Consider the following 13,197-nt stretch of genomic DNA (forward strand, 5'->3'; position numbering starts at 1 on the left):
CCAGATTTACAGCAACGCCAATCAACCAGCAGAAAAAGCGCCGTGTGGCCGGATACGCCCGTGTTTCCACCGACCACGACGACCAGTTCACCAGCTACGCTGCGCAGGTTGATTATTACACCAACTATATCAAAGGCCGTGACGATTGGGAGTTTGTCGAAGTCTACACCGACGAGGGTATAACAGGCACCAGCACCAAGCACCGTGAAGGCTTCAAGCGCATGGTCGCCGACGCTCTGGACGGAAAGATTGACCTGATTGTTACCAAATCGGTCAGCCGATTTGCCCGTAACACCGTCGATAGCCTGACCACCATTCGCCAGCTCAAGGAAAAAGGCATCGAGGTCTATTTTGAAAAGGAATCCATTGTGGCACGCATCCACGCCACTCTGGACACCAAGGAAAAGCTACTGTCCCAGGTGGAGCACAGGGACGCGCTGCCCCAGGCCGCGGTCTGGACGGCGGACGAGTCCGCCTTTGAGGCCAAGGCCGCCCAGGTGGGTGTCCTGTCCACCAAGGACGAGGACATCCGCTCCCTGCGGGAGCTGATCACCTACGGTCTCAAGGGCCTGTCCGCCTACTCCAAGCACGCCAACGCCCTGCTGCAGGAGGACGTCGAGGTGGATGCCTTCCTCCAGCGGGCCCTGGCCGCCACGCTGGACGACAGCCTGACAGTAGACGAGCTGGTAGCCCTGACCCTGGAGACCGGTAAGTTCGGCGTTTCCGGCATGGCACTGCTGGATAAGGCCAACACCACCGCCTATGGCAATCCTGAGATCACGAAGGTCAAGCTGGGCGTGGGCAAGAACCCCGGCATCCTGGTCTCCGGCCACGACCTGCGTGATCTGGAGATGCTGCTTGAGCAGACCCAGGGCACCGGCGTGGACGTGTACACCCACTCCGAGATGCTTCCCGCCCACTACTACCCCTCCTTCAAGAAGTATCCCAACTTCGTGGGCAACTACGGCAACGCCTGGTGGAAGCAGAAGGAGGAGTTTGAGTCCTTCAACGGCCCCATCCTCATGACCACCAACTGCATCGTCCCCCCGAAGGACAGCTACAAGGACCGTATGTACACCACCGGCGCGGCGGGTTACCCCGGCTGCAAGCACGTCCCCGGAGGCATCGGCGAGAAGAAGGACTTCACTGCTCTTATTGAGCACGCAAAGAAGTGCGCGCCCCCCACCGAGCTTGAGAACGGCGAGATTGTGGGCGGCTTCGCCCATGCTCAGGTGCTCGCCCTGGCCGATCAGGTGGTGGAGGCCGTCAAGAGCGGCGCCATCAAGAAGTTTGTGGTTATGGCAGGCTGTGACGGCCGGGCCAAGAGCCGGGACTATTACACCGAGTTTGCCAAGGCCCTGCCCAAGGACACCGTGATTCTCACCGCCGGATGCGCCAAGTACAAGTACAACAAGCTGAACCTGGGCGACATCGGCGGCATCCCCCGCGTGCTGGACGCCGGCCAGTGCAACGACTCCTACTCCCTGGCGGTCATCGCCCTGAAGCTGAAGGAGGTCTTTGGCCTCAGCGACATCAACGACCTGCCCATTGTCTACAATATCGCCTGGTACGAGCAGAAGGCCGTTATTGTTCTGCTGGCCCTGCTGTACCTGGGCGTCAAGAACATCCACCTGGGCCCCACTCTCCCCGCCTTCCTCAGCCCCAACGTGGCCAAGGTGCTGGTGGAGAACTTCGGCATCGCCGGAATCGGCACCGTGGAGGACGACCTGAAGCTGTTCTTCCCGGAGGCATAAGAGCTGTTCGGACCGCGCTTTTTCATAGGTCAAAACAGATAATTTTCTAAAAACTGGCCCCCTTGTAGGACAAGGGGGCCAGTTTTCACTTATATCAGTTCCAGCGGGACACCATTCTACGGCAAACGACTATTATTTCTTGGAGTTTTTTAAAAGTATACCGGATATTTTCGCATCTGCTCATACAGGATCTGTCCCACTCTTGTGATCACCGCGCTGGAATACAATTCCCCGACAGTCTCTAAAATGGAAGGGATATCATGTCTGGCAAAGGAAAATTTCAATTGTGCTCCATACAATGCTTCGGCGGCCTCGACCTGTACATCAAAGTCCATATCAAAGGGTTTGGCGCGAACACGGCTGATACAATCATAAACATCTCTATCCACAGGATAGTCATTCAAATCCGACAGCAAAGCCAATCCATGGTCAAAAATCGGACAGAGCCGAAATTCCTTTGTCTTTTCATTGCGGATCACCGCCAGATTATTTGTATGGCGGTCCTCATTCAAGAAAAAGGAGTCCAACTCCACCAGCAAGGTCAGATACTTCCCCACACCAGTCAGGCTGGTTGTCTGTTCAATAAAATCTACCGTATATCGAATCCGTTCCTGCGGTTCCTCTATCCCGCCAAGTGCTGCCGCCAGACCTGTGCCCTTATAGGCGCGGTGCAGCCGCTCAAAAGGTACCAGCATCTCGTTCTTGGCGCGAAAGCTTTTGCTTACACAGCCGGGAATATCTTTCCCCTGATACTGCACCCATATGGGCGTATACTCCACAAAGTCGGGTACGTTGGATCGCTTCAGCAACTGCGATACCACAACCTCAGCCAATGCCTCATAGCCCATATGGTCAGCTTTGTACCACTTGCCATCCAGCTGCCATTTTGGCTGGTCACCTTTTGAAGTATGCCCTTGAATCGGTTCCTGCTCAATGGAATCAAGATTGATTTTGTCCATACGCTGCTCTCTCCATCGGGTAATAGTGGAATTTCAGCCACATATCATCCTCAGCCATTCGTCCCCGCGTTTTTTCTACGATCTGCAATGGATCATAGGATGTAAGCTGAAGCTGCTTCAATATCTCCTTCGCATTGCCGCGCGTTGCGGGAAAACAGCGTTCCTTCAAAAACGTCTCGAAATCATCCCAGGTGGGATGCTCAACGACGCCAAATGCACGATGGAGCATGTCCTTTGTTTTATTCTGAACCATGATTCTTTGATTGAGAAAATCCACATCAATGATCGTGCAGGGATGCTGCTGATACATATAAGTCATGCGTAAGGTATAGCCTTCCGCCGGTTTTTCATTCAGATATTTCCCAATTACCTGTCGGGAGGTATTGAAACGCTTCGCTACTTCCTGCATGGTCATTCCGTTTTCAAGCAAGCTGCGGATCGTTTGCACATCCTCCGTAGTGAACTTTTTCTTCCTTCCTGCCTTGCGAGGATTCTTTTCTCTATATATCTGCGCAATTTTTGTGAGTTCATCCACATCGTCCGTTCCAAACAGTTCCAGGCATAATTTGCGGTAATCCACGTTCATTACCTCCTTTCTAAATTATATGTAATTATTTTAATTTAATTCCATTGTAACAAAAATATTGAGATTGTCAACTACCTTTGCGATTCGCAACGAATAGCCGTTTATCGCTTTGCCAATATTCTTAATTACAGTAATCGTGGTGTTCCCCCGCTGTTTCTGTTATTTCTTTCAATCCCGGCACCACTTGCACAAACAGCTTAGGCTCTGTCTCCCACTTTTGAGGGACAGAGCCTAAGCTGTTTTTCCGGAAGTATAAAGCTTCTCAGGCCGCACTTTTTCATGCGGCAAAGTTGATAAATGGCAGCATGTTTTTTGTCTATCCTGTCGCTTACATTAGCTACGGCGGAATCCTGTCCATTTTCAATATTTTTACAGCCCGCAATCCATTGCGGGACAAGGGTTTCAGCGTCACTTACATTAGTTCCGGCGGGATACATAGGACCGGGAGATGCCGCACTGGGCGGCGATTTCACGCTGGGTCAGCGGGTTTTGTCCGCCCAGGCCGTAGCGCAGGCTGATGATCATGGCCTCCCGCTCGTTCAGGCAATCCTTTACGCACTGCCGCACCCGGATACAGGACTCCCGGGCATCCAGATTGTCCAGCATATCGTCGTCCACGCTGATGACGTCCATCAGGGAGAGGGAGCTGCCGTCCCCGTCTGCCTCCAGCGTGTCCGACAGGGATACCTCCCCCTGGAGCTTTTTCCGGCTGCGGAAGTGCATCAGAATTTCATTTGCTATCCTCTCCTGACGGCTCCGCAAGGCCCTCTTCTGCTGCTTCTCCAAGGTTTTCCTCTGTTTGACCGTCCGCGACTCGCTTCCCCAATCCTGCTGGAATTTTGGGAAACTCATATTCATACTCCGAGCCGAACAGCACCACATGGGCGTCCCTCCCATCCCAAATGATTTCCTTGACAAAGGTACGGATGGCTGCCCGCTTCTGCTCCACCGTCATTTTGTCAACGGTGTCCTTGAATGTGGACAGCATCTGCGCTAACAGGTCAAACTCAATGTCCGCCAAGGCATGGCTGGAGGTCAGTTCTTTCAGCTCCGCCAAATGCCGCTTCAAGCCCTCCCCTTTCGCGTGCAGTTCATCAATCTGCTGCATAATATAACTTTCAGCAGAGGTACCAGAGGACTTTCCCAGGGCAGAGACAAGGCCCTTGATCTCCTCCTCGTTTGCGGCGATCTCGGACTCCAAGTTGGAGATCTCCGCATCATAGCTTTGCCGGTTGCCCAGCAGCGCCCGCTTGCTCTGCTCCAGTTGACGGATAAAATCGGAGCCGTCTTCGCTTAAATGCTTCAGCTGCTCTATAATATCGGCATCTAACATGTTGCCGTTGCAGTTTTTCATGTTGCAGACATGGCCCCGACTGCGCTCCTTCATGGAGCAGAGGTAGGTATAAATAAACTCGCCCTTTGTATTCCGGCGCTTGGACAGTTTGGGGCGCATATACTCGCCGCAGTTGCCGCAGACAAGCAGGCCGGAGAGCAAGGCCACATTGCTGCGGGGCTTGCGGTAGCTTTTGGATTTGTTCCGCTCCAAAATCGTCTGTACCTTGACCCATGCCTTCCCCTCGATGACGCCCTGGTGCTTGCCCACCGACACGATCCACTCCTCCATTGGCTTGATCTGGTGGGCTCTACCCGGCTGCTGTAAGGTGCGGTTATAGGCCATGATGCCGTGGACACCATCAAAGTCGCTTTGCTCAGCAAAGAGGTCGACATGACTTTTCGTCAGGTAGTCATAAGCAAATTCATCGGCAATCAGATAAACCGGATTGGACAAAATCCCCTTGACGGCAAAGCGGGTAAACTGTTTGCCGTTTTTTGTTGTATAGCCATTCTGAAGCAGATATGTCTCCGTCTTTGTCAGCGAGCCGGTTTCCAGAAACTTGTCGTAGATCAACTTGACGATGCCGATCTCCTCCGGGAGAATCTTCAGCTTGCAGGCCCTCTTGGTCTTGCCGTCGATGGTCACATGGGAGACACTCTCCGACTCATAGCCGGTGGGGGTGTTACCGCCCAGCCAGCGCCCTGTTTTGGACAGCTCATGCATATTGTCGCGGATGCGCTCGGCAATGGTTTCCCGTTCCAGCTGGGAAAAAACCGAGGAAATATACATCATGGCCCGCCCCATAGGGGAGGAAGTGTCAAACTGCTCCTTGATGGAGATGAAATCGATCTTCATTCTATTCAGCTGCTCGATCAACTTGGCAAAATCGCCGATGTTGCGGCTGATCCGGTCCAGGCGGTAAACAACGATGGCCCGGAAGTTCTTTTCTTTTGCATCGGCCATCATTTTTTTGAATTGGGGACGCTCCAGCGTACCGCCGGAGAACCCCTCATCCTCATATATCAGTGCCTGCTCTGCGGCATCGTCTCCGAACTGCAGCCGGATATATTGTCTGCACATTTCAATCTGGTTTTCGATGCTCTCCCCTTTACCGGTGAACTTGGATTTTCGGGAGTAGATGACGATTGGATTGGCAGCGACCATACTATCACCGTCCTGTAATGTAATATGATATGTTTGTTAGATTAGTATATCATATCGTCCCCGCTTGGTAAATACATAAAATAATTTTTCGGCGGTGCAGTCTATGCCGTTATCCAAAAAAGAAGGATGCGCTGCAAAAACAATCGTTTTGCGGCACATCCTTTTCTGGTGTTTTCACCGTGATAGGATTCCCTTGTGCTTCGAGCAATTATCTGTCAAAATAAAAGCAGATCAGTTTAGGCGGAAAGCGAGGGAAACATGATGTTGGAAGAAGTCCATCCCATACCGCACAATGACCAGCAGTTGGAGAGCGGCCCTTCCCTTTCTCAAGAGTTTCAAGTTAGAAAGCATGAACTGACCGATGATGAAAAAATTGATTTGGCCGCCGCCCGGATTTTGGAAACATACCGAGAGGCATTCCTGGAGTTGGCAAAATAAAGTTGCTTGAAATCAAAGAAGCGCTATCAGACACACAGTTGCTGATTTGTGAGTGCTGGGCGATGTAGCAGGGGGTGTTGGTAAACCAAGCGGGCATATCGTTGGTAGAGCAGCCCCTTTTATTGGAGCCAAAAATCGGAGCAATCCACTTCGGTTATTCCGGCTTGATAAAGTCCCACAGGTGCTGCATGGTCTTATTCATGTTCATTGTATAGATGATGCGTTGTCTCAGCGGGTCAGGGTTGAACGTGGAGCAGACGATTCCAGCGATATCCACATCCCGCCCGTTACAGGGCGCTTTTGGCACCATAATATCAGAAACCCGGCTCATATCTGATGTACAAACCGGGTTTCTGACAGACATGCGGGACGCTCCAAAAGGAGCGTCCCGCATGTCTTGCTTGTTTCAAATTACTGGGAGATGTTCTCAACGAAGCGCATGAGGATAGTCGCCACTTCAACACGGGTAGCGGTGCCCTTGGGATCCAGCAGACCGCCGCCCTTGCCGGTGAGCAGGCCCTTGTCCACAGCCCACACCACGGCGTCCCTGGCCCAATCGGAGGTCTGACCGCCATCGGCAAAACGGGACAGATTGCCCTGAACGGTGCAGTCATATCCCTTGAACTGGGCGTAGCGATACAGGATCGCCGCCATCTGCTCCCGGGTAATGTCATCCTTTGGCCCGAAAGTGCTGTTGCCGTAGCCGTTTACCAGGTCGTTGGCCGCGGCCCAGTTCACCCCTTCGGTGTACCACTGGCCGTCGGAAACATCGGTAAACCGGACGGGATTTCCGTCGGGAGATCCCTCCAACCGCCACAGAATGGTAGCGATCATGCTCCGGCTCAGCATGGCGTTGGGCTGGAAGCTGCTGCCGCCGGTGCCGTTCATCATGCCGCTTTCGAAGGCAAATTGTACCGCCTCGTAGAACCAGTCGCTCTCCTTCACGTCGATGAAGGGCAAGCCAGTGACGTCAGATGCCTGTACGAAGGTGGCGGCAACGGAAACCTTGCCGGAGGGCATGGTGAAGGTATACTGGTTCTCGCCCTTCTGGCTCAGGGGAACGACCTCGCCGGCGGTGTTGGTAACCGTCAGCTGGTCCAGGACATAGCCGTCATCGGGACTGACCGTAATGGTAACAAGGGTACCCTGCGCGGCGTTTTTGGGGCTGACGGACACGCTGCCGTTGGCCGTATTACTTGGGATGGTCACCGCGTAGGTGGGTGTGGAGCCGCCGCCGGAGGTGCCGGAATTGCCGGAGGTGCCGGGATCGTCAGGCTCGTCAGGCTCCTCGGTGACCGGCTGGAAGATCGCGGACACCTGGATGGCGCTCCGCAGATCGCTGATGGTGTAGCTGCCGTCGGTCAGGGAAACCGTCGTGCCGTCCACCTGCAGCGCGCTCAGCGTATAGCCGGTGTCAGCCGTGGGCGTAATGGTCACCGTGGCGCCCTGCTTGATGGTATAGACGCCGTCGGCGCTGCTCTCCACGGCGTCGCTGCCGTTGAGGGTGGCGGTCACGGAAAGGGTGCCGCCGGTACCGGCTGTGCAGGTGACGGTGGGTGTAAGATATTCCCCGCTGACCAGGGCGTAGGCCGAATGGGAGCCGGTGTCGGCGCTCCGCAGCCGGGCGTACACCAGGCCAGTGGAGCCGGCGGTCAGGGTCAGCTGGCCGTTATCGTCCACCTGGAGGGTGCCGGTAGCCGGGGCGGCCTCCCACTCCACCAGGCGGCTGCCGTCCAGGGACAGGGTTTCTCCGCCTTCCAGTACCGCCCGTACCGACAGGGTGGTGGTGCTGGTGGGCTGGAAGGTTTCCTCTGTGATGTCCTGGCCGTTGGCGTAGATGGCGATACTCTCCATCTGCCCCAGGGCCGGGTTGACCACCTGGATGGTGCGGGCAGTCGTATTCCCCGCTGTGTCGGTGGCGGTGAGGGTGAGGGTGTGGCTGGCGACGCTGTCAGACAGATTGGCTGTATAGGAGAAGGAGCCGTCCGTTCCAATCGTCACAGTCTCCGCCGTGCCGCCGTCCACCGAAATGGCGAGGGTGCCTTCGCTCCGGCCGGACACCACGGTGCTGGCGGAGAAGAAGGAGCCATTGAGGGGGCTGGAGATCAGCAGGGCCGGGGGCGTGGTGTCCACCGAGAAGCTCCTGGTGTACAGGAAGGCGTCCCCCTGGCTGTTGGTGCCCTGGAAGGTGATGGTGTGGGAGCCTTCGGTGAGGTTGTTCAGGGCCATCTGGATGGTGCTCTGGCTTTCAACCGCCTGCTCCTCGCCACCGTCCAGGGACCAGGCGCCGGAGACGGCCTGGCCCTCTGTTTCCGTCAGGGTAACGGTGAGGGTATTGGTCTGGTAAGTGGACGTGGAGAAGGTTACTGTTGTATTCTCAGAGGTTGTCACCTCGGTTTCCACCTCTGTGGGCCGGGCGCTGGCGGACCAGATAAACGTGGGCGGGGTAGGGGTGGGGATGGTAACGGAAGCGGTGGCCTCCTCCGAGTAGAGGGTGACGCCATTTACTTCCTTGTAGGCGGACACGCCCATGGTGTAGGTCTTGCCCGCCTCCAGACCCACGGTGGTCTCGCCGGTGACGATGGGGTTGCCGTCCTCGTTCAGTTCCAGGCCAAGCGGCTTTCCTTCCTCATCTTTTGTGGTCTCATATTCCGGCACGGTGGCCTGGCCGCCGGCGGTGTAGGTATTGCCGGCGCTCTTTTCCAGCATCAGGCCGCTGACGCCGGAAACCAGATTTTCGCCGTCATAGAAGTTCACCCGGTAGCCCTCAGCATCCGCGCTGGCGGCGGTGAAGGACACCTTGTAGTCCCCGGCGGACTGCACGTCATCCACCGCAGGCTTGTTGGGCTGGTTGGGATTGTTATACGTCCAGCTGGTTTCCGCAGTGGAGGTCACAGTCGCATCCCCATCCACGGCGATGGCCCGCAGAGTATAGTTCCCGGAGGGCAGGGCGGTGGTGTCCATGGGGACGGTGACGCTGCCGCTGCCAAAGGCACCGTTGTCGCTGGTCACATGGCCCACCATGCGGGAGTTGTCGGGATTCTCCTCGTCCGCCGCCAGCAGGGTGATCTCGGAGAATTTGTTCAGGTCAGTGCCGGTGACGGTGGCTTCGTTTGCGCTGACAGTGACACCAGTCAGCTCCGGCAGGGGGGCCAGACGGTACAGGGTCAGGTCGGCGGGCCGGGCCGTAGTGATGGTGTAGGTGCCCGTGGTTCCCGCCGGGAAGGTCACCGTCATGTAGGCCTGCCCGCTCGCTTCGTCATAGTACACATGGGCGTTGGCGTTCAGATTCTCCGGCGCATTGGCATCTTTTTCCGGATCAAGCCAGTTCAATGTGTAGCCGGAGATCGTTACGGCCTTCCCTTCCTCAATGGCGGCCGCCTCGCTGGCACTCTTCCAGGTGAAGGTCAGCGCGCCGTCGGAAGTGCTGCCCCCTAGGGTCAGCCGGTGGTTCAGGCTGGTGACCTCGCTCAGCAGGGTGTCGCCGTTGGCAAAGAGTATGGGACCGTCCAGACTGGACACCATCTGGGCCTGAGCGGCCACCGATACATTGTTGCCCACAGCGGCATACAGGGTCCTGCCGGTGTTGGGGGAGGTGTACAGCGGAACGGCCCGGAAGGTCATCAGGTCCGGATACCTGGGGGTGGCCTCCTCTCCGTTCCAGCTGACGCCGCCGCCCCAGTAGTAGGTGATGCCTACCTTCAGCCCCAGGGCCTCGGCGGCGCCCCAGATCTTCTCGGCGTTGGCGCCCATGCCCACATCGACCAGGGTGAGGCCGCCGATGAGGGGCAGGGTGCCGGGCAGGCTCAGGGAGGCCCGGATGAAGAACTCATAGGGGCCGCCCTCCTCCAGGACCAGATAGCCGCCGCCCTGAAGTATGCCGGCAATGTTCATATCCACCGAGGCCAGGAAGAAGAACTCGGGGTACCAGTCAAACTCCAGGCTGGCGCTGTCCAGCACGGCCACGGCGTTGGCCAGGGTGCCGTTGCTCAGCTCCGCGCTGATGCCCTGGAGGCTCAGGGCCAGCGTGGCCCGGGCGGAGATGATCTGGAGGACGGAGAACTGTGCCTCCAGAACGAGCTGGAGGGGCGGGATGGACTCGGTGAGGAAGATGGTGTCGTACAGGTTGTTGATGCCGCCGCCGGCGCCCTGGAGCCACAGCACGCCGAAGCCGTCCAGGTTGATGCCGGGGACGAAGCCGCCCACGAAGAAGTGGAGGGTGTCCGGGTAGGGGATGCCGTCCTTGCTCTGGATGGCCAGCTCCGCCTCCATGGCAAAGGTGGCGAAGGAGGCCGCACCGGACACATCCACCGCCCAGTCGCCTACGGTCTTGACGGTGAGCACGCCCTCGATACCGGGCATACCGTCAAAGTAGCTGGGCAGGCCCAGGGCCACGGAGAAGTTGACGCCCAGGTATCTGCCGCCGCCGAAGAGGATGTCGTCCACCTGGATGGTGGCCGAGCGGCTGTCGCCGTCCCCGGCTTCGGCGCCGTCTCCCATGTCGGTGGAGGTCTCAAAGGGGGGCGCGTTGGTGTTCACGGTGTCGGCGTCGTGGGGGATCTGCTCCTCCAGGGCACGCAGGTTGTCCGGCGTGTCCGCCCCTCTTTCGATCAGGTCCTGCTTGGCCTGGTCCAGGGCGGAGGCCTCCGGGGCGGACTGCTTGGCCGCGGGCACCAGGAAGGACAGGTCCAGGCCGCCGCCGAAGCCGATGACGCCGCCTATGTCCTCCATATAGCCCAGCTCGCCGTACTTGAACTCGAAGAGCAGGCCCAGCAGGCTCTGGGCGGCCTGGCCCACGCTGGGCCACAGGAGGGTGATGTTGCCGTCCTCGTCCCGGTCGCCGCTGGCCTCATAGGTGGTGAGGGAATACTCCTCCCCGTCTTTGATGGCGGTGAGGCAGCACCGGCCGGTCCACACCGAGGTGCCCACCCCGGAGACGGTGAGGGAGGCGTCAAAGTCCACCTCGATGGTCCCGTTCTCGTCGGTGATGGTCACCTGGCCGTCCCGGATGTCCAGGCAGTTGTTGAGGGTGATGACGTTGTCCTCTTTCCCCAGGGACACGGCGGTGTAAACTTTGGCGCCGCCGCTTTCCTCTTTTTCAGAGAAGGCACCCCGGAACTCCAGCAGGACGGTGTCGTCGCCCAGCTCCTTGCCGGAGTCTTCGTATTTTTCTTCCGTTTCGTAAGTTTTGACAGAGTAGGTATTATTGCCGTCGGCTTCTACCGTCACCACGCCGTAGCCGTCGTTGCGGTACTCCGGGTCGTCGGTGACCTGGAAGCGCAGGGCAGGGGCGGTGATATCCGGGGTACTCTCATCGGTGTAGTCAATGGTCAGCTGGTACTCCCCCACGGCCAGCTCCTGGGTCAGCACCACCTGGGCGGTGTTGTCCTCCTCATTGATGATAAAGGCGCTGCTATCGATTGCAATGCTGCTCTCTCTGTTAATCTGTGCCCCATCGGTGCGGGAGAGACGGAGGGTAAAATCACCGCTTTTTTGCTGGCTCTCCAGCATACTGAAATTGGTACCGGTGAGGTATAGGCTGCGGTTGCCGGTGGTGTAGATCAGGTCAGGGGAGGCACTGGTGAAGCCGATCTGCGGCACGCTGCCGTTGGTGCCCGGGCAGAGGATCCACACCGTCTCGGCGCACAGCAGGTTCTGGGCCTGGAGGACGGTGGAGGTGCCCTCCAGCTTGTAGGCCTGGAAGGTCAGTTTCCGGTAGGTGGCCTCCTCGCCAGGCACAGCGTGGAATTTGAACTCCATGCTCTGGGACCCATCGGCCTGCAGATTGGTCAGGTCGACATAGTAGGGGTCCAGATAGCTGACGTTCGTCTGAAGGATGCCGCTCTGGTTATAGGGGGTAATATCCTCCCCGGGATAGACCACCACCCGCACGTTGTCCAGGCTCTGGCCGGAGATGTTGGTCATGGAGGCGGTGACGGTAAAGTCGCCGCCGTTTTCATAGGCTTTCCCGGTGTCGTCCATCTCCAGAGCCTGGGGCACATTGGTGAAGTTCAGGGTGGCCCCGGCGGTCTCCGGCACGTCGGCGTTGGAGAACACGCCGTAGTAGCCTGCGGCGGCGGCGCTGCCCCCCTCAGCCACCGTGCCCAGGTCATAGTACAGGGCGAAGGCGCTGTCGGCAGTCAGGTAGTCCCGGTTGTAGGGGGTGGTGAAATAGAGGCTTGTGTCGGGGTCGTAGTCAAAGACGGTGGCCGCCAGGTTGTTCCAGTGGGCAAAGGTCACCTTCGCCGGCGTGCTGGCCGTGTCGCCCACGGAGCCGTTGAGGAAGTAGGCGAACACGCTGGGATTCTGGGGGTCGTCGTAGGCGAAGAAGCTGTTCTGGTAGCTGGAAATGCTCTGCTCGCGCTCCACCGTCAGGTAGCCGCCGCCGGACTGGGCCACCTCGTAGACGCCGTAATCCTGGGTGCCCAGGGCGGTGTCCATCAGCAGCCGCAGCTCCACCCGGGCCGGTTCGCCGCTGTTCTGGGCGGTGTAGCTCAGGTAGGCCATGCCGTGCTCATTGGAGCCGGGATTGGCCAGGCGGATGGTCTGGGTGACGGTGATGCCGTCCACCGACCACACCGCCCGGATCTCCTCCGACGTGGCGGTCACCGCCACGTCAGAGGAGCCCTCGTACTTGCCGCCGAACACATAGTCCTTGGTCACTCCGTTCCGGGTGACCCGGAGGGAGGCGAAGGAGGTGTCGTCCTCTCCCAGGGGGAAGAGGAGGTTCTTGTTGTTGTCGTCCTTCCGGATGGCGTCCCCCTCCAGGGTGCGGATGGAGAAACCGCCGCTGCGTTTATCCACCAGCACCTGCAGGTTCTCGTTGGACAGGGTGTCCACGTTCTGCAGCTCCGCCGCCAGGACGGAGATGGGCAGCAGTCCCGTGATCAGGCACAGGGCCAGCACCCAGGCCAGGAGGCGGGATAGGGTTCGCTTTTTCATGTTCATGCTCCTTTCCGG

8 protein-coding genes are annotated in these 13,197 nt (G+C 58.0%); 2 read left to right on the top strand and 6 right to left on the bottom strand.

Annotated elements, in window-relative coordinates; all coding sequences use genetic code 11:
• Positions 1-44 precede the first annotated feature (44 nt).
• Positions 45-1,754 (top strand): hydroxylamine reductase, encoded by a 1,710-nt coding sequence (gene hcp, locus ACOX7T_RS12795; protein ID WP_433443461.1) that lies wholly within the window; start codon positions 45-47, stop codon positions 1,752-1,754.
• 149 nt (positions 1,755-1,903) lie between these two features.
• Here hcp and ACOX7T_RS12800 read toward each other — a convergent pair whose 3' ends face one another.
• From ACOX7T_RS12800 to ACOX7T_RS12815, 4 genes are all read right to left on the bottom strand, one after another.
• Positions 1,904-2,713 (bottom strand): hypothetical protein, encoded by an 810-nt coding sequence (locus ACOX7T_RS12800; protein WP_433443378.1) that lies wholly within the window; start codon positions 2,711-2,713, stop codon positions 1,904-1,906.
• The gene (locus tag ACOX7T_RS12805; RefSeq protein ID WP_433443381.1) at positions 2,694-3,299 is read right to left on the bottom strand and encodes a helix-turn-helix domain-containing protein; all 606 of its coding nucleotides are present in this window, start codon (positions 3,297-3,299) and stop codon (positions 2,694-2,696) included. The genes ACOX7T_RS12800 and ACOX7T_RS12805 overlap by 20 nt, the downstream gene beginning before the upstream one ends.
• A 417-nt stretch (positions 3,300-3,716) precedes the next feature.
• Positions 3,717-4,061 (bottom strand): sigma factor-like helix-turn-helix DNA-binding protein, encoded by a 345-nt coding sequence (locus ACOX7T_RS12810; RefSeq protein WP_433443384.1) that lies wholly within the window; start codon positions 4,059-4,061, stop codon positions 3,717-3,719.
• Entirely contained in the window at positions 4,030-5,799 is a 1,770-nt protein-coding gene (locus tag ACOX7T_RS12815; RefSeq protein ID WP_433443386.1) for a recombinase family protein, read from the bottom strand. Before ACOX7T_RS12815 ends, ACOX7T_RS12810 begins: the two co-directional genes overlap by 32 nt.
• A gap of 258 nt (positions 5,800-6,057) precedes the next feature.
• On the opposite strand from ACOX7T_RS12815, the gene ACOX7T_RS12820 reads away from it, so the two are divergent.
• Positions 6,058-6,237 carry a hypothetical protein gene (locus tag ACOX7T_RS12820; RefSeq protein ID WP_087346780.1) on the top strand — a complete coding sequence of 60 codons (180 nt, stop codon included), beginning with the start codon at positions 6,058-6,060 and terminating at the stop codon, positions 6,235-6,237.
• 154 nt (positions 6,238-6,391) lie between these two features.
• Here the strand turns inward: ACOX7T_RS12820 and ACOX7T_RS12825 are convergent, their stop codons facing one another.
• On the bottom strand, positions 6,392-6,601 hold the full coding sequence (locus tag ACOX7T_RS12825) for a hypothetical protein (RefSeq protein WP_087346783.1): 210 nt from the start codon (positions 6,599-6,601) through the stop codon (positions 6,392-6,394).
• A 47-nt stretch (positions 6,602-6,648) separates the two neighbouring features.
• The gene (locus ACOX7T_RS12830) at positions 6,649-13,179 is read right to left on the bottom strand and encodes an S-layer homology domain-containing protein (protein WP_433443390.1); all 6,531 of its coding nucleotides are present in this window, start codon (positions 13,177-13,179) and stop codon (positions 6,649-6,651) included.
• Positions 13,180-13,197: the final 18 nt, after the last annotated feature.

The organism is Pseudoflavonifractor sp. (assembly GCF_050943825.1).
Taxonomy (GTDB): domain Bacteria; phylum Bacillota; class Clostridia; order Oscillospirales; family Oscillospiraceae; genus Pseudoflavonifractor.

Bases quoted from the DNA above. Each gene is read 5' to 3' on its own strand.
- ACOX7T_RS12800 (WP_433443378.1), bottom strand. From the start codon at position 2,713: ATGGACAAAATCAATCTTGATTCCATTGAGCAGGAACCGATTCAAGGG.
- ACOX7T_RS12805 (WP_433443381.1), bottom strand. From the start codon at position 3,299: ATGAACGTGGATTACCGCAAATTATGCCTGGAACTGTTTGGAACGGAC.
- ACOX7T_RS12815 (WP_433443386.1), bottom strand. From the start codon at position 5,799: ATGGTCGCTGCCAATCCAATCGTCATCTACTCCCGAAAATCCAAGTTC.
- ACOX7T_RS12820 (WP_087346780.1), top strand. From the start codon at position 6,058: ATGATGTTGGAAGAAGTCCATCCCATACCGCACAATGACCAGCAGTTG.
- ACOX7T_RS12825 (WP_087346783.1), bottom strand. From the start codon at position 6,601: ATGTCTGTCAGAAACCCGGTTTGTACATCAGATATGAGCCGGGTTTCT.
- ACOX7T_RS12830 (WP_433443390.1), bottom strand. From the start codon at position 13,179: ATGAAAAAGCGAACCCTATCCCGCCTCCTGGCCTGGGTGCTGGCCCTG.